This is a genomic window from Variovorax sp. GW821-FHT09D05, from assembly GCF_059416325.1.
In genome coordinates, this window is record NZ_JBWKOZ010000015.1 from 70,335 (window position 1) to 86,025 (window position 15,691).

The following is a 15,691-nucleotide window of genomic DNA, read 5'->3' on the forward strand; positions in this document are numbered from 1 at the left end:
GCCCGCTCGGCCCAGCTGTGCTCAGACCGGGTTGATGAAGGCCATCACGTCGTCCAGGTGGGCCTTTTCGAAATCCGACAGGGCATGGTCGCTGCCCTCGAGCAGCTTGATGTTGCTGTCGGGGTAGCGCGCGGACATTTCGTGCCAGTCGAGCGCCTCGTCACCCTTGGCGATGATCGCGAACACGCGTTCGGGCCGCGTGAGCGGGCCGACTTCCATCGCACGAAGCTCGTGGATGTATTCGGGACGAAAGTAGAAATGCTCGGCGGGGTCGTGCCAGACGGTCTGGTCGCCGATGTAGCGCGTGAGGTCGCGCGCGGGATGCACGGCCGGGTTGAGCAGCACCGCGCGGCAACGCGTCATGCCGGCCACGTAGGTGGCGTAGTAGCCGCCGAGCGACGAGCCCACCACCGCCATCGACTTGCGCGGCCAGTGCGCGATGCCCTTCATCACCATGTCGATGGCATCGTGCGGCGACGGTGGCAATTGCGGGCACCACCACTGCAGATTCGGATGCTGCCGCGCCACGCGCTCCGCGACGATCCGGGCCTTGGTCGAACGAGGCGAAGAACGGAAACCGTGCAGGTAAAGCAGGTGTGTGGTTTGCGGATCCATGCGAGGAAAAGACGGGAGGTGCGGGCGTCGCACCTCGCTTGCCGGGAACGGGTAATTCTGCATGAGGTCTGTTCTCGCGAGGCCGCTTCCAACATACAAAAAACCCGCCGGACGAGGTTCTTCGGTAAGGCCATAGCTTACTGAGAGCCCGAGGCGCGCCGGCATTTCGCGTGCCCCGGTTCGGGGTGCGCCGTGCGTCGGGAATTCAAAAGTACTAAGGCCTTGACCACTGCGGCATGAATGGCCTACGTTCGGGTTACTTCATTTGCATGGGAAGGGGGATATGCCCTGCAAAAAAGCGGCGAAAGTTTCGCGGCGATGCTTCATCGTGGGCATCCCATGAACGGGGGAGGCGTGTATGGATTCCCGGTGCGCGCCGGGGCTTATGCTCATGCCCATGAACACTGAGGCTCAGGACGACGCGACGCTACGCCGCTGGGGTGTGCTGGTCGTCGAAGACGATAGCCGCGCGCGTGCCTTTTTCGAGGCCAGCGTGCAGCGCAGCCCGCGCCTCTTCTGGCTCGGCAGTGCGGGTACGGTACAGGAAGCGCTGGGTTGGCTGTCCCGCACCACCACCATTCCCGACGTGCTTCTGGTCGATCTCGGCATGCCCGACGGCACCGGGCTCGACGTGATCCGCGACGCCGTGGCGCGCTTTCCAGGCTGCGAGCCGCTGGTAGTGTCTGTTTTCGGCGACGAAGAGAACGTGCTCGCCAGCATCGAGGCGGGTGCCGTGGGCTACATCCACAAGGACGCCGCGCCGGAGGACATCGCGCAGACCATCGTGGAGATGAAGGCAGGCGCTTCGCCGATCTCGCCCATGATCGCGCGGCGCGTGCTCGCGAAGTACCGCAGCCTGCAATCGGCGGCCGTTCCCGGCGCGCCGCCGGGTGCTGCGCCCGAAGCAGCCGCGGACGAATCCGACCGCGGCCTGCTGTCGGCTCGCGAACACGAGGTGCTGACGCTGATCGCGCGTGGCTTCTCGTACGCGGAGATCGCGCGGCTCAAGGGCCTGAGCGTGCACACCGTGCAGACCCACATCAAGAATCTCTACGGAAAGCTCGCTGTGCATTCCAAGAGCGAGGCCGTTTTCGAAGCGACGCGGCTCGGCCTGTTGTCTCATCCGGGCTGAGCACAGATGCGACCAAAATGGGCGTCGCTGCTGATGCTATGGCTGGCGATGCTCCTCGCGGGTATTGCCGGAGTCTCCAGCGCGGCCACGGCCGCGTCCGAGGCGCCGATCGAACTGCGCCAGGGCACCGTGACGACAACGGTCGACGGCGTCACGCGCACCGAGCCGGTCGAGCTGTCCTACCACTGGGACCGCCAGCACAACGGCCGCCCGGGCATGGCGAGCTTCGACCTGCCGTTCACGCTCGAGGCCGAGCCCGAGACGCCGTGGGGCATTTTCATTCCGCGCGTCGGCAACGTCTTCGAGGTGCAGTTGAACGACGCGCTGCTGCAGGTCTACGGCGACCTGGACCGCAGCAACGACGCCGACTACGCCAAGGCGCCCATCTACGTGCCGGTGCCCGGGCGCCTGTTGCGAAAGGGTGACAACCTCCTGCAGATCCGCCTGCACGCCGACACCGCCCGGCGCGCGGGGCTGTCTCAAGTGGTCATCGGGCCGGCCGCGCCGGTTCGCACCGAACTCTTCGAGAGCGCCTATGCATGGCGCTTCACCGGCTCGGTGCTGCTGATGGCCTTCAGCCTGATCGTCGGCGGCATCGCGCTGGCGCTGTGGCTGACGCAGGTCGACGCCGATGCCAAGGGCGCCCAGCGGCGCGACGGCATCTACTTCTGGGCCGCGCTGGCGGAGTTCTGCTGGGCGGTGCGGGTGGCCGACGGCGTGATCGCCGAGCCTCCCCTGTCCTGGGGGCCCTGGGGCGTGCTGATGGCCGCCTGCTATGCGGGCTGGGCTGCCTCTTCCATGATGTTCGTCTACCACCTCGCGGGGTGGGGGCGCGACCGCCGCTACCAGTGGGTGCGCTGGCCTATTGCGGGCATCGTGGTCGCTACGGTGCTGTTCAGCGCGCTGTCGCTGCAGCGCGAGGAGCCGATGTGGCTCACCGGCTGGCTTGCCGTCCAGATCGTGTTCGTCCTGGCCTTCGTCAGCGCCTTCGCCGTCGACACCCTGCGCAAACCGAGCGCCGAGCGTTTGCTGGTGGCCGGCGCCGCTCTGGTGACAGTGATGTTCGGCGTGCGCGACTGGCTGGTGATCCGCCTCAGCGATGCCTATGGCGAGACCACCTGGGTGCGCTATTCGTCGGTGTTCTTCGGCGTGGCGCTGCTGCTGATCGTGCTGCGGCGCTTTCGTGCGGCGAGCGTGCTGGCGCGCGGATCGGTCGCGGCCCTGGCCGAGCGGGTGGCCCAGCGCGAACGCGAGCTGGCGGCCACGTATGCCGAACTCGAGGCCGCGGCGCGCGACCAGGCGCGCACCCACGAGCGCGAACGCATCCTGCGCGAAATGCACGACGGCATGGGCTCGCACATCACTTCGGCGATCCGGCAGCTGCAGTCGGGCCAGACCAGCTCGGGGGACCTGCTGCGCACGCTGCGCGATTCGCTGGACCAGCTCAAGCTGCAGATCGATTCGATCCACTTGCCGCCGGGCGACGTGGGTGCGCTGCTGGCGGCGGCGCGCTACCGGCTGGAGCCCCGCCTGGCGTCTTCGGGCATCGAGTTCGAATGGGCGGTGGACGAGGTGGAGCCGGTAGAGCGGCTCGGCGCGCAAGGCATGCGGCAGTTGCAGTTCCTGCTGTTCGAGGCGATCTCCAACGTGCTGCAGCACGCCCAGGCCACCGTGCTGCGATTCGAGGCCGGGATGCAGGGCACGACGGTGCAACTGCGGGTGATCGACAACGGCAAGGGCTTCGACGCCGTGAAGCATCGGCCGCGGTCGCTGGCGGAGCGTTCGGGGGCCATCGGGGCCCGGCTGACGATTGAAAGCCGACCTGGGCGCACGGTCGTTCAACTCGAGTTCGATTGAGGTCGCAGGCAGGGCGGGGATAATCCGCCCCCATGTCTGCCGTGTTCAATCAGCCCTCCCTGGCGCGTCGCATTGCGCCCATCTTCCAGGGCTTCGACGGCTTTCTGGCCTTCGCCGTGCTGCTGCTCGCGTTCGCCGGGCTGCTGACCATGTATTCCTCGGGCTACGACCATGGCTCGCGCTTCGTCGACCATGGGCGCAACATGCTGCTGGCCGGCTTCATCATGTTCGTGGTGGCGCAGGTGCCGCCGCAGCGGCTGATGCTGGCTGCCGTGCCGCTCTATACGATGGGCGTGGCGCTGCTGGTGGCGGTGGCGCTGTTCGGCATCACCAAGAAGGGCGCCCAGCGCTGGATCAACGTGGGCGTGGTGATCCAGCCCAGCGAAATCCTGAAGATCGCGATGCCGCTGATGCTGGCCTGGTGGTTCCAGCGACGAGAAGGCCAGTTGCGGCCGCTCGACTTCGTGGTGGCGACGGTGCTGCTGGCGGTGCCGGTCGGGCTCATCATGAAACAGCCCGACCTGGGCACCTCGCTGCTGGTGCTGGCCGCCGGGCTGGCGGTGATCTTCTTTGCCGGGCTGCCGTGGAAGCTGATCGTGCCGCCGGTGCTGATCGGCGCGGTGGCCGTGACGCTGATCGTGGGTTTCGAGTCGAGGCTGTGCGCCGACGGGGTCGACTGGCGCGTGCTGCACGACTACCAGAAGCAGCGCGTGTGCACGCTGCTCGACCCGAGCAAGGACCCGCTGGGCAAGGGCTTCCACATCATCCAGGGGATGATCGCCATCGGTTCGGGCGGGGTGGGCGGCAAGGGCTTCATGCAGGGTACGCAGACGCACCTCGAATTCATTCCCGAGCGGACCACCGACTTCATCTTTGCCGCCTATTCCGAGGAATTCGGGCTGATGGGCAACCTGGCGCTGATTTCGGCCTTCATCCTGCTGATCTTCCGGGGGCTGGTGATCGCGACCAATGCGGCGACCTTGTTTTCGCGCCTGCTGGCGGGGGCGGTCACCATGATTTTCTTCACCTATGCCTTCGTGAACATGGGCATGGTGAGCGGCATCCTGCCGGTGGTGGGGGTGCCGCTGCCGTTCATCAGCTATGGCGGTACGGCCATGGTGACGCTGGGGCTCGGGCTGGGGATCCTGATGTCGATCGCCCGGGCGAGGAAGCTGGCGCAGAACTAGTAGCGCCGGAGTGCCCTTTGGGGCAGCGCGGAAGAGGGCGGCTGCCTAGAATGTCGCGATGATCTCTCGCGAACCCACCATCGAGCGCCTCGCCACGGCGCAACAGCTCCTTCTCACGCCGTTCGGCCTCGACGAATCGCACCTGAGCAAGGCCTTGGCCGAGATCACCGCGCACCGGGTGGACGACGCCGACCTGTACTTCCAGTACACGCGCAGCGAGGGCTGGAGCCTCGAAGAGGGCATCGTCAAGACCGGCAGCTTCAGCATCGACCAGGGCGTCGGCGTGCGCGCGGTCAGTGGCGAGAAGACCGCTTTTGCCTATTCGGACGACATTTCCGAGGCCTCGCTGCTCGACGCGGCGCGCACGGTGCGCTCCATTTCCTCCGCCGGCCGCACGGGCCGTGTGAAGACGCCGGCCCGCAAGATCGCATCGAGCCGCTCGCTCTACGACGGTATCGACCCCATTTCCACACTCGACAGCACCACCAAGGTGAAGCTGCTCGAAAAGGTCGAAAAGCTGGCCCGCTCGCGCGATCCGCGCGTGGCGCAGGTCATGGCGGGCCTGGCGAGCGAGTACGACGTGGTGCTCGTGGCCCGTGCCGACGGCACGCTGGCCGCCGACGTGCGTCCGCTGGTACGCCTGTCGGTCACCGTGATCGCCGAGCAGAATGGCCGCCGCGAAATCGGCTCCGGCGGCGGTGGCGGGCGTTTCGGCCTGGCCTATTTCACCGACGAGCAGATCGCCGAGTACGTCGACCATGCCGTAAAGGCCGCCCTGACCAACCTCGACGCACGCCCGGCACCCGCCGGCGAAATGACCGTGGTGCTCGGCTCCGGCTGGCCCGGCATCCTGCTGCACGAAGCCATCGGCCACGGCCTCGAGGGCGACTTCAACCGCAAGGGCTCGAGCGCGTTCTCCGGCCGCATCGGCCAGCGCGTGGCCGCCAAGGGCGTGACGGTGCTCGACGACGGCACCATCGCCGATCGCCGCGGCTCGCTCAACGTCGACGACGAAGGCAACGCGAGCCAGCGCAACGTGCTGATTGAGGACGGCATCCTCAAGGGCTATATCCAGGACGCGCTCAATGCGCGCCTCATGAAGGTCAAGCCCACCGGCAACGGCCGCCGCGAAAGTTACGCACACGTGCCAATGCCGCGCATGACCAACACCTACATGCTCGGCGGCGACAAGGACCCGAAGGAAATCGTCGCGAGCATCAAGAAGGGCCTCTACGCCACCAACTTCGGTGGCGGGCAGGTCGACATCACGAGCGGCAAGTTCGTGTTCTCGGCCAGCGAGGCCTACTGGGTCGAGAACGGCAAGATCCAGTACCCGGTGAAGGGCGCGACCATCGTGGGCAACGGCCCCGACGCGCTCACCCGCGTGACCATGATCGGCAACGACATGGCGCTCGACTCGGGCGTCGGCACCTGCGGCAAGGAAGGCCAGAGCGTGCCCGTGGGCGTCGGCCAGCCGACGTTGCGCATCGATGGTTTGACCGTAGGCGGTACGGCCTGAGGGCTTGTTAAGCTGCGCTCCTTTCACAACAAGGAGCGTTCGATGAGGATCAGGATCAATTCGTCCGCGGCTCTGTGGGCCGTGACTGCCGTGGTGGTGCTGGCAAGCGCAGGTTGCGCGTCGCGCGGCGGTTCCGGGGGCAGCCAGCCTGCGGCTGCGCCGGCACCTGCAGTCGCCCCCGCGGCACCGGCGCGCGGCGGCGCGAAGGCCGGCATGGATGCCCAGGGCAACGTGGTCGACTCGTCGAAGGTCGAAGCCGGCAGCGGCCGCACCGTCAAGGGCCTCAACGGCTACGAAGGCGAAATCACCGGCAACCCGGCGCGAAACAGCAAGTTTGCGCGCCTGCAGATCGGCATGAGCGCCAGGCAGGTCACCGACCTCGCGGGTCCGCCGACGGACCAAGGCGCGTACGTGACGGGCAAGGCCTTCATTCCGTTCTATTTCGGCAGCGATCGCCACCGTTTCGAGATGACCTACAAAGGCCAGGGCCGGTTGGTCTTCGCCGGTGGCGGCATGGGCGAATACACCAGCGGCAACCTGATCTGGATCATCCACAACGCCAACGAGTCGGGCTACCGGTAAACAACGCCGCGCTCGGCCGTTTGATCGGGTTTTTGCTTTCCGTGCTACATTTCGCGCACATGTCCGCCCTCCGCGCTTATTTCTTTGCCTACTTTTGGTTCCCGGTTTCCGGCGGACGAGAGGCGAGCGCGTAAAGCAAACGAACACCCTCCCAAAACCGCCGGTGCCCTGAGCCCCGGCGGTTTTTTTTTGCCCCTGCGATATCTACTCAAACCCGACAGACAAGGAAGCAACCATGAGCACGAACACTGCCCCCGCCAGCGACAGCTGGTATGCGAGCGTCGAAAAAACCAGCAAGACCGACGACGAACGCATCAAGGACATCAACGTGCTGCCCCCTCCCGAACATCTGATCCGCTTTTTCCCGATCCGCGGCACGCCCGTTGAAACCCTGATCGAAGGCACCCGCCGCAATATCCACAACATCATGGCCGGCAAGGACGACCGGCTGCTGGTGATCATGGGTCCCTGCTCGATCCACGACCCGGCTGCCGCGCTCGAATATGCCCGCCGCCTCAAGGTCGAGCGCGAGAAATACGCCGGCACGCTGGAAATCGTGATGCGCGTGTACTTCGAGAAGCCGCGCACGACTGTCGGCTGGAAGGGGCTCATCAACGACCCGTACCTCGACGAAAGCTTCCGCATCGACGAAGGCCTGCGCATCGCGCGCCAGCTGCTGATCGACATCAACCGCATCGGCCTGCCGGCGGGCAGCGAGTTCCTCGACGTGATCTCGCCGCAGTACATCGGCGACCTGATCTCCTGGGGCGCCATCGGTGCACGCACCACCGAAAGCCAGGTGCATCGCGAACTGGCCTCGGGGCTCTCGGCGCCCATCGGCTTCAAGAACGGCACCGACGGCAACATCCGCATCGCCACCGATGCCATCCAGGCGGCGGCGCGCGGCCATCACTTCCTGTCGGTGCACAAGAACGGCCAGGTCGCGATCGTGCAGACCAACGGCAACCGCGACTGTCACGTGATCCTGCGCGGCGGCAAGGCGCCGAACTACGACGCCGCCAGCGTCGAGGCCGCCTGCAAGGACCTCGAGGCCGCCAAGCTGCCGCCCACGCTGATGGTCGATTGCAGCCATGCCAACAGCTCCAAGCAGCACCAGAAGCAGATCGACGTGGCGAAGGACATCGCCGCGCAGATTGCCGGCGGCTCGAACCGGGTCTTCGGCGTGATGGTCGAAAGCCACCTGCAGCCGGGCGCCCAGAAGTTCACGCCGGGCAAGGACCAGCTGTCGGGCCTCGAATACGGCAAGAGCATCACCGACGCCTGCCTGGGGTGGGACGATTCGGTACAGGTGCTCGACACGCTCTCGAAGGCGGTCAAGCAGCGCCGGGGCTGAAGCCCGGGTTAGAGCATCCTGGCCAGGTCAGGCCAATGGTGCCGCATCGACGCAGCTTCGTCGCTGTCGGGAGGCACCATCGAAAAGTCGGCGAAGTCGAAGCCTGGCCCGACCATGCAGGCGACCAGTGCGTAGTCGCCTGAACTGTGGCCCTGGATCGGCCGGGCCGCTTGCCATTGGCCGGCGGGCACCACATGCTGGGGACGCGTGCCGTGCGCATCGACCGGGCCCAGCCGCACATGGGCCGGCGCCGTGCGCATTGCGGCGTCGCAGGTCCACAGCGTGAGCGGTACGCCTTCCAGATGCACCCAGACTTCGTCGGACAGCACCCGGTGCCAGCGCGAATGCTGGCTCGCTTCGAGCAAAAAGTAGATGCTGGTCAGCGCGCTGCGCGGCGCGCGACCGTCGGTGGGCGTGACGCTCGATGCTGAGCGGAACACCTCGCCGTACCAGCCGCCCTCGGGATGGGGCTGCAGCTTCAGGGTCTCGATCAGTTCGTGGGCGCGTGTGAGCGGCATGGCGGTCATGATGCCGTCGCCGTGCGCAGCGCCGCAAGCAGTTTGTCGTGCACGCCGCCGAAGCCACCGTTGCTCATGCAGACGATGTGATCGCCCGGGCGGGCCGCGGTGACGATCTGTTTCACCAGCGGCTCGATGGCTCCGGCCACCTGTGCGCGGTCGCCCATCGGCGCGAGCGCTGCTGCGGCGTCCCAGTCGAGGCCGGCCGTGTGGCAGAAAGACAGGTCAGCCGCCTCCAGGCTCCAGGGCAGCTGCGCCGCCATGACGCCCAGCTTCATCGTGTTGCTGCGCGGCTCGAAGGCCGCGAGGATGCGCTCACTTTTCTTGCCAGCAGCATCCAGCTTCTTGCGCAGGCCGTCGAGGGTGGTGCGGATGGCTGTCGGGTGGTGGGCGAAGTCGTCGTAGACCGTGATCGCGCCGCCGCCTTGCTCGACCGTGCCGCGCAGCTCCATGCGCCGGCGCACGTTGCGGAAGCTGCCCAGCGCACGGGCCGCCTCGGCCGGCGCCACGCCCACATGCTCGGCCGCGGCGATGGCGGCCAGCGCGTTCATCTGGTTGTGCAGGCCCGAGAGCTCCCATTCGACTCGGCCTACCAACTCGCCCCGCTGCAGCACGTCGAAGGCGTCGTGCGTGCCGCGCGCCTGCCATTCACCATTCGTGCCGAAGCGCGCGAGTTCGCTCCAGCAGCCTTGGGCCAGCACACGCTGCAGGCTTTCTTCGGTGGCATTCACTACCAGCCGCCCCGTGCTCGGCACGGTGCGAACGAGGTGATGAAACTGTCGTTCGATGGCTGCAAGATCATCGAAGATGTCCGCGTGATCGAACTCGAGGTTGTTCAGCACGGCGGTGCGCGGCCGGTAGTGCACGAACTTGCTGCGCTTGTCGAAGAAGGCCGTGTCGTACTCGTCGGCCTCGATCACGAAGGCCGGGCCGTCGCCCAGTCGGGCCGAGACGCCGAAGTCCAGCGGCACGCCGCCTACCAGGAAGCCGGGCGCCTTGCCGCCCTTTTCCAGCACCCAGGCCAGCATCGAGGTGGTCGTCGTCTTGCCGTGCGTGCCGGCCACGGCCAGCACGTGGCGGCCGAGCAGCACATGCTCGGCCAGCCACTGCGGACCGCTGGTGTAGGGCTTGCCGGCGTCGAGGATGGCTTCCATCAGCGGGAACTTGGGGCTTCCGTCGGGCAGCCGCGCGCGGGACACCACGTTGCCGACCACGAACATGTCGGGCGCCAGGGAAAGCTGATCGGCGCCGAAGCCCTCGATCAGGTCGATGCCGAGGGCGCGCAACTGGTCGCTCATCGGGGGGTACACGCCGGCGTCGCAGCCCGTGACCCGGTGGCCTGCCTCGCGCGCCAGGGCGGCCACGCCACCCATGAACGTGCCGCAGATACCCAGAATATGAATGTGCATCGGTCGATTCTAGGGAAGCGATGTGCTGCGCCCGTGCCTGGGCCACGTGTTTGTCCCGCGCTTCGTACTGATGTTGCTGTGTGGGGCGCGTACTGCGGGCAAAATGCCCCGATGGACACGTCCAAGCGTGAAATTGCCGCCACTGCAGCCCGCCTCGTTGTCGAGGAGGGACTGGAATATGGTCCGGCCAAGCGCCGGGCCCTGCGTGACCTGGGCCTTTCGGCGCGCACCGCGCTGCCCAACAACGACGAGGTCGAGGCCGAGGTGCGCGAGTACATCGAGCTTTTCTGCGCCGACACCCAGCCGCAGGAATTGCATGCATTGCGGCTTCTCGCGCTCGAATGGATGGAGCGCATGGCCGTCTTCCGTCCCCACGTGGGCGGTGCCGTGTGGCATGGAACGGCCACCCGGTTGTCAGACATTTATATTCAGTTGTTTTGCGATGATTCCAAATCGGCCGAAATCGCCCTGATCGATCACCACGTGGACTACGAGCCGCGCATGGTGACCGGCTTTCATGGCGAGCAGGTCGAGGCCCTGAGCGTGCACGCCCCGAGCCGTGCACTCGGCGAGGAAATCGGCGTGCACCTGCTGGTCTACGACCTCGACGACCTGCGCGGGGCCTTGAAGCCCGACGCGCAGGGGCGCGTGCCCCGTGGCGATCTGCCCGCATTGCGCCGACTGATTGAACGAGAAAAGGACAAGTGAATGACTTCTTCGCCCACCCGACGCGGCATGCTCTATGCCGGCGTGGCGGCAGCGGCTGCGGCCGCCGGGCTCGGCGGCGCATGGTGGAAGGAGCGCAGCAGCGGTGGCGCAGCGGGAGGGGAGATGCTCGACGCGGCCTTCTGGGCCCAGAGCTTCGAGCGCCCGGAGGGCGGTGACCTCGTCCTGTCGAGCCTGCGCGGCAAGCCGCTGCTGCTCAACTTCTGGGCGACGTGGTGCCCGCCCTGCGTTGAAGAAATGCCGATGATCGACGCTTTCTTCCGTGCAAATGGCGCCAACGGCTGGCAAGTGGTTGGATTGGCCATCGATCAACCCAGCGCCGTGCGCAAGTTCCTGCAACGCACGCCCGTCACCTACCCAACCGGCCTGGCCGGCCTTCAGGGTACGGAGCTGGTCAAGAATCTGGGCAATACGGGTGGCGGTTTGCCCTTCACGCTGGTCCTGAATGCGAACGGCTCCGTGGCCGCCCGTAAAATGGGCAAGCTCGAGACCACCGACCTGGACACTTGGCGACGCGAACTGGTTCATGGTTAGAATCAGTTCCTTACGCTGGCGTTAGACGCCGAACGCCGAAAATCACCGATTTTCGAACAAGTTATGTCCTGAAGACCGGCTCAGCCGGCACTGGAGTTCCATGGATCTGCGCAAACTCAAGACACTGATCGATCTGGTGTCCGAATCGAATATTTCCGAGCTGGAAATCACCGAAACCGAAGGCAAGGTTCGCATCGTGAAGGGCGGCGGCGCCGCTCCGGTGCAGTATGTGCAAACCCTGGCGGCGCCTCAGGCGGCTGCCGCACCGGCCGCAGCCGGCGCTCCCGCGGCACCCGCCGTGGCCAGCGCACCGGCGGCCGAAGCCGCTCCGGCCGGCCATGCCGTGAAGTCGCCGATGGTCGGCACCTTCTATCGTTCGTCCAGCCCGGGTGCTGCTGCGTTCGTCGAGGTTGGCAGCAAAGTCAACGAAGGCGACACCATCTGCATCATCGAAGCGATGAAGATCCTCAACGAAATCGAGGCCGACAAGTCCGGCACGATCACCCAGATCCTCGGCGAAAACGGCCAGGCGGTCGAATACGGACAGCCGCTGTTCATCATCGAGTGACCATGTTCAAGAAGATCCTGGTTGCAAACCGGGGGGAGATTGCCCTCCGGATTCAGCGTGCCTGCAGCGAGCTCGGCATCAAGGCCGTGATGGTGTATTCCGAAGCCGACCGCGACGCGAAGTACATCAAGCTTGCCGAAGAAGCCGTGTGCATCGGCCCGGCCCCCTCGGCGCAGAGCTATCTCAACATGCCGGCGATCATTTCGGCGGCCGAAGTGACCGATGCCGAAGCGATTCACCCCGGCTACGGCTTCCTGAGCGAGAACGCGAACTTCGCCGAACGAGTGGAGCAGAGCGGTTTCCAGTTCATCGGCCCGACGCCTGACAACATCCGCACGATGGGCGACAAGGTGTCGGCCAAGCAGGCCATGATCAAGGCCGGCGTGCCTTGCGTGCCCGGCTCCGAGGGTGAGCTCTCGGACGACGCCGCCACCAACAAGCGCATCGCGCGTGCCATCGGCTACCCGGTCATCATCAAGGCGGCGGGCGGCGGCGGTGGTCGCGGCATGCGCGTGGTGCACACCGAGGCGGCTCTGGTCAACGCGATCCAGATGACCAAGGCGGAAGCCGGCGCGGCCTTCAACAATCCGGCCGTGTACATGGAGAAGTTTCTCCAGAACCCGCGCCACATCGAAATCCAGATCCTCGCGGACAAGCACAAGAACGCGGTTTACCTGGGCGAGCGCGACTGCTCCATGCAGCGCCGCCACCAGAAGGTGATCGAGGAATCGCCCGCGCCGGGCATTCCGCGCAAGCTGATCGAGAAGATCGGCGAGCGCTGTGCGGCCGCCTGCAAGAAGATCAACTACCGCGGTGCCGGCACCTTCGAGTTTCTCTACGAGAACGGCGAGTTCTATTTCATTGAAATGAACACGCGCGTGCAGGTGGAGCACCCGGTGACCGAGTTCACCACCGGCATCGACATCGTCAAGACGCAGATCATGGTGGCGGCCGGCGAAAAACTGCCGTTCACGCAGCGCCAGATCCAGATGCACGGCCACGCCATCGAATGCCGCATCAATGCCGAAGACGCGTGGAAGTTCACGCCGTCGCCGGGCCGTATCACGATGTGGCACCCGCCAGGTGGTCCGGGCGTTCGCGTCGACTCGCACGCGTACACCAACTACTTCGTGCCGCCGAACTACGACTCCATGATCGGCAAGATCATCGTCTACGGCGACACGCGCGAGCAGGCCATGGCCCGCATGCGCACGGCGCTCAACGAAACCGTGATCGAAGGCATCCAGACCAATATCCCGCTGCACCGCGAGCTGATGGTCGATTCCAAGTTCATGACCGGCGGCACCAACATCCACTACCTCGAAGAGTGGCTGGCTGCGCACAAGCGCTGACCCGGGACGCCGCGATGTTCGAACTCCGCCTGATGGCGCCGGAAGACCGGGTCGAAACGCTCGGTGAAGCGCTCGATGCACTCGATGCATTGAGCGTGTCGGTGGAAGACGCCGACGCGCAGACCGACGCAGAGCAGGCGCTTTTCGGCGAGCCGGGCATGCCGCCGCCGAAGGAGGGCTGGCAGCGTTCGCGCGTGATCGCGCTGTTCCCCGACGAGGCGCTCGCCAAGGAGGCCGCGTCGGTGCTCGCGCTGCAAGACTTCTTCGAAGGCTGCGAGGTGCTCGGCATTGCGCCGGTGCCCGAGCAGGACTGGGTGCGCCTGACGCAATCGCAGTTCGCTCCCGTCGAGATCACGCCCGAGTTCTGGATCGTGCCGACGTGGCACGAGCCGCCCGAGCAGGCAAAGCAGGTGATTCGGCTCGATCCGGGCCTGGCCTTCGGTACCGGCACGCATCCCACCACGCGCATGTGCCTGCGGTGGATTGCGACGCAGGGCGACGGCGTGCTGGCTAACCAACGCGTGCTCGACTACGGCTGCGGCTCCGGCATTCTTGCGATCGGTGCGGCGAAGTTCGGCGCCACCGACATCGACGCTGTCGACATCGACGAAGCCGCGGTTTCGTCGACCCGGCTCAATGCCGAGGCCAACGGCGTCCGGCTGAACGCGGGCCTGCCCGAAGCGGCGAAGGGCCACTACGACACCGTGCTCGCCAACATCCTGGCCACGCCGCTCAAGGTGCTCGCGCCGTTGCTGCGCAGCCATGTGAAGGCGGGCGGATCGCTGGTGATGGCCGGCATCCTCGAGCGCCAGGCCGATGAATTGAAAGAGGCCTACGCGCCGTACGCAACGCTCGAAGTCAGCGACACCGAGGACGGCTGGATCCTCATGACCGCGCGCTGCTGAGCCGCCTTGCGCCCCTCCCGTGGCGGGGGCTCGACCCTACAATCGCCCGGTCATGAGTCTCGTCACGCGCTGCCCCGCCTGCACCACCACCTTCAAGGTGGTGCGCGACCAGCTTCGCATCTCTGATGGCTGGGTGCGCTGCGGCCGATGCAGCCATGTGTTCGACGCCACGCTCGATCTGCACGAGGCGCCCGATGGTGCAGCGCCGCCGGTGCAGGGCGGTGGCTACATGCCGGGGCTGGTCGAGTCCGCCTCGGAGCCCAAGGTCGCGCCCGAACCTCCTGCGCCACCGCCGCCGCTCGAGTTGGAGCCCCCGTCGCCGGCCGAAGATGCGGACTTCTTCGACGACGAGCCCGAGCAGCAACCTCGGCATGCGCTGCCCCCGGAGGCTCCAGCGCCTGCACCGACGCCGGTGCCGCCACCCCCACCTCCAGCAGCGCTTGAGTTCTCGCTGTCATTGCCCGAACACGGCATCGTCGCCGACGAGCCATGGTCCGACCTCGACGTCAGCGAACCCGCGTGGAAGCCTCCACCGAGCACGCTGCCGCCGTTCCCGAACATCGACCTGAATCTCGCGTCGCCGCCGCCCGCGCCGCCACCCCCGGCGCCGCCGTTGCCCGTCGCCCCGCGCATCAAGGCAATGCGCGGGCTGATGATCGAGCGAGCGAGCGACGACGGCGCTGAAGGGGAGCGCGAGCAGGAAGAAAAAGACCACGACCAGGTGCAGATGCAGAAGGCGCTGCGCCGCGCCCGCATCAAGTCGGCCAAGATCGCGAGCGCCAAGGCGCGTGAGGAGCGTGCGGCTGCGAAGGCTTCGCCTGTTGTGGTGCAGGCTGAAAGCGAGTCCGACCTTGCGCTCTCCCCGGATTTCGAACTGCCAATAGGGCATCCCTTCGCGGACGACGACGAGTCCTTCGAGAGGGCAACCGGCTTCTGGCAGCGCAAGGGCGTGCGCATCGTGCTGGTCCTGCTGGCGGTGATTGCCGTGCTGCTGCTCATCCTGCAGGTCATCCGCCACGAGCGCGACGGCATTGCCGCGCGCCAGCCCAATCTGCGGCCCGCCTTGGCGGCACTGTGCCAATACACGGGCTGCGAACTCGCGGCCCTGCGCCAGATCGGCGACATCGTGATCGAAGGCGCGGCCTTCGCGCGCGAGAAGAGCGGGGGCAACGACTACCGCCTGAGCTTCACCCTGCGCAATGGCGCCACCGTGCCGCTCGCGATGCCTGCCGTCGAACTCTCGCTGCTCGACACGCAGGAGCGCGCCGTCGTGCGCCGCGTGTTGTTGCCGGCGGACTACGGTGCGCCGACGGTGCTGCAGGCCCGCGCCGACCGCGCAGCCTCGCTGCCACTGACCTTGTCCGCTTCTGAGGCCGCAGCGCTACCGCCGATCGCGGGTTACCGCGTCGAAGCTTTCTATCCCTGAGCGGGGC

15 protein-coding genes are annotated in these 15,691 nt (G+C 66.5%); 12 read left to right on the forward strand and 3 right to left on the reverse strand.

Going from position 1 to position 15,691, the window contains the following annotated elements; genetic code table 11:
* Positions 1 to 21: 21 nt before the first annotated feature.
* Positions 22 to 615, reverse strand: a complete 594-nt coding sequence (locus tag AC07O3_RS31865; protein WP_093056235.1) for a YqiA/YcfP family alpha/beta fold hydrolase — start codon at positions 613 to 615, stop codon at positions 22 to 24.
* A 385-nt stretch (positions 616 to 1,000) separates the two neighbouring features.
* On the opposite strand from AC07O3_RS31865, the gene AC07O3_RS31870 reads away from it, so the two are divergent.
* From AC07O3_RS31870 to AC07O3_RS31895, 6 genes are all read left to right on the forward strand, one after another.
* Positions 1,001 to 1,747 (forward strand): response regulator transcription factor, encoded by a 747-nt coding sequence (locus tag AC07O3_RS31870; RefSeq protein ID WP_093056233.1) that lies wholly within the window; start codon positions 1,001 to 1,003, stop codon positions 1,745 to 1,747.
* Between the two features lie 6 nt (positions 1,748 to 1,753).
* Positions 1,754 to 3,604 carry a sensor histidine kinase gene (locus AC07O3_RS31875; RefSeq protein WP_495341243.1) on the forward strand — a complete coding sequence of 617 codons (1,851 nt, stop codon included), beginning with the start codon at positions 1,754 to 1,756 and terminating at the stop codon, positions 3,602 to 3,604.
* A 32-nt stretch (positions 3,605 to 3,636) separates the two neighbouring features.
* Complete coding sequence (gene rodA / locus AC07O3_RS31880) at positions 3,637 to 4,791, forward strand: rod shape-determining protein RodA (RefSeq protein WP_093056229.1); 1,155 nt, start codon at positions 3,637 to 3,639, stop codon at positions 4,789 to 4,791.
* A 58-nt stretch (positions 4,792 to 4,849) separates the two neighbouring features.
* A complete protein-coding gene (gene tldD, locus AC07O3_RS31885; RefSeq protein WP_093056227.1) occupies positions 4,850 to 6,310 on the forward strand; it encodes a metalloprotease TldD in 1,461 nt (486 codons plus the stop codon).
* Between the two features lie 42 nt (positions 6,311 to 6,352).
* Positions 6,353 to 6,892: a hypothetical protein gene (locus AC07O3_RS31890; protein WP_495341244.1), complete on the forward strand. Its 540-nt coding sequence runs from the start codon at positions 6,353 to 6,355 to the stop codon at positions 6,890 to 6,892.
* 235 nt (positions 6,893 to 7,127) lie between these two features.
* Positions 7,128 to 8,246 (forward strand): 3-deoxy-7-phosphoheptulonate synthase, encoded by a 1,119-nt coding sequence (locus tag AC07O3_RS31895; protein WP_093056223.1) that lies wholly within the window; start codon positions 7,128 to 7,130, stop codon positions 8,244 to 8,246.
* 8 nt (positions 8,247 to 8,254) lie between these two features.
* On the opposite strand, the gene AC07O3_RS31900 is transcribed toward AC07O3_RS31895, so the two are convergent.
* The gene (locus AC07O3_RS31900; RefSeq protein WP_495341245.1) at positions 8,255 to 8,773 is read right to left on the reverse strand and encodes a cupin domain-containing protein; all 519 of its coding nucleotides are present in this window, start codon (positions 8,771 to 8,773) and stop codon (positions 8,255 to 8,257) included.
* Positions 8,770 to 10,173, reverse strand: coding sequence for a UDP-N-acetylmuramate:L-alanyl-gamma-D-glutamyl-meso-diaminopimelate ligase (gene mpl, locus AC07O3_RS31905; RefSeq protein WP_495341246.1), 1,404 nt, complete (start codon positions 10,171 to 10,173; stop codon positions 8,770 to 8,772). The genes AC07O3_RS31900 and mpl overlap by 4 nt, the downstream gene beginning before the upstream one ends.
* Before the next feature lie 111 nt (positions 10,174 to 10,284).
* On the opposite strand from mpl, the gene AC07O3_RS31910 reads away from it, so the two are divergent.
* The 6 genes from AC07O3_RS31910 (at position 10,285) to AC07O3_RS31935 (ending at position 15,684) form a co-directional block, all read left to right on the forward strand.
* On the forward strand, positions 10,285 to 10,881 hold the full coding sequence (locus AC07O3_RS31910; protein ID WP_093173026.1) for a hypothetical protein: 597 nt from the start codon (positions 10,285 to 10,287) through the stop codon (positions 10,879 to 10,881).
* Positions 10,882 to 11,433, forward strand: a complete 552-nt coding sequence (locus tag AC07O3_RS31915) for a TlpA family protein disulfide reductase (protein WP_495341247.1) — start codon at positions 10,882 to 10,884, stop codon at positions 11,431 to 11,433.
* Between the two features lie 100 nt (positions 11,434 to 11,533).
* Entirely contained in the window at positions 11,534 to 12,001 is a 468-nt protein-coding gene (gene accB, locus AC07O3_RS31920) for an acetyl-CoA carboxylase biotin carboxyl carrier protein (protein WP_093056213.1), read from the forward strand.
* 2 nt (positions 12,002 to 12,003) lie between these two features.
* Positions 12,004 to 13,353 carry an acetyl-CoA carboxylase biotin carboxylase subunit gene (gene accC, locus AC07O3_RS31925; protein ID WP_081270245.1) on the forward strand — a complete coding sequence of 450 codons (1,350 nt, stop codon included), beginning with the start codon at positions 12,004 to 12,006 and terminating at the stop codon, positions 13,351 to 13,353.
* 14 nt (positions 13,354 to 13,367) lie between these two features.
* Complete coding sequence (prmA, locus tag AC07O3_RS31930; RefSeq protein WP_093078630.1) at positions 13,368 to 14,258, forward strand: 50S ribosomal protein L11 methyltransferase; 891 nt, start codon at positions 13,368 to 13,370, stop codon at positions 14,256 to 14,258.
* A gap of 52 nt (positions 14,259 to 14,310) precedes the next feature.
* Positions 14,311 to 15,684 (forward strand): zinc-ribbon and DUF3426 domain-containing protein, encoded by a 1,374-nt coding sequence (locus tag AC07O3_RS31935; RefSeq protein WP_495341248.1) that lies wholly within the window; start codon positions 14,311 to 14,313, stop codon positions 15,682 to 15,684.
* Positions 15,685 to 15,691: the final 7 nt, after the last annotated feature.

Coding starts and splice junctions, on each gene's coding strand:
- AC07O3_RS31865 (WP_093056235.1), bottom strand. CDS start 615: ATGGATCCGCAAACCACACACCTGCTTTACCTGCACGGTTTCCGTTCT.
- AC07O3_RS31870 (WP_093056233.1), top strand. CDS start 1,001: ATGCTCATGCCCATGAACACTGAGGCTCAGGACGACGCGACGCTACGC.
- AC07O3_RS31875 (WP_495341243.1), top strand. CDS start 1,754: ATGCGACCAAAATGGGCGTCGCTGCTGATGCTATGGCTGGCGATGCTC.
- rodA (WP_093056229.1), top strand. CDS start 3,637: ATGTCTGCCGTGTTCAATCAGCCCTCCCTGGCGCGTCGCATTGCGCCC.
- tldD (WP_093056227.1), top strand. CDS start 4,850: ATGATCTCTCGCGAACCCACCATCGAGCGCCTCGCCACGGCGCAACAG.
- AC07O3_RS31890 (WP_495341244.1), top strand. CDS start 6,353: ATGAGGATCAGGATCAATTCGTCCGCGGCTCTGTGGGCCGTGACTGCC.
- AC07O3_RS31895 (WP_093056223.1), top strand. CDS start 7,128: ATGAGCACGAACACTGCCCCCGCCAGCGACAGCTGGTATGCGAGCGTC.
- AC07O3_RS31900 (WP_495341245.1), bottom strand. CDS start 8,773: ATGACCGCCATGCCGCTCACACGCGCCCACGAACTGATCGAGACCCTG.
- mpl (WP_495341246.1), bottom strand. CDS start 10,173: ATGCACATTCATATTCTGGGTATCTGCGGCACGTTCATGGGTGGCGTG.
- AC07O3_RS31910 (WP_093173026.1), top strand. CDS start 10,285: ATGGACACGTCCAAGCGTGAAATTGCCGCCACTGCAGCCCGCCTCGTT.
- AC07O3_RS31915 (WP_495341247.1), top strand. CDS start 10,882: ATGACTTCTTCGCCCACCCGACGCGGCATGCTCTATGCCGGCGTGGCG.
- accB (WP_093056213.1), top strand. CDS start 11,534: ATGGATCTGCGCAAACTCAAGACACTGATCGATCTGGTGTCCGAATCG.
- accC (WP_081270245.1), top strand. CDS start 12,004: ATGTTCAAGAAGATCCTGGTTGCAAACCGGGGGGAGATTGCCCTCCGG.
- prmA (WP_093078630.1), top strand. CDS start 13,368: ATGTTCGAACTCCGCCTGATGGCGCCGGAAGACCGGGTCGAAACGCTC.
- AC07O3_RS31935 (WP_495341248.1), top strand. CDS start 14,311: ATGAGTCTCGTCACGCGCTGCCCCGCCTGCACCACCACCTTCAAGGTG.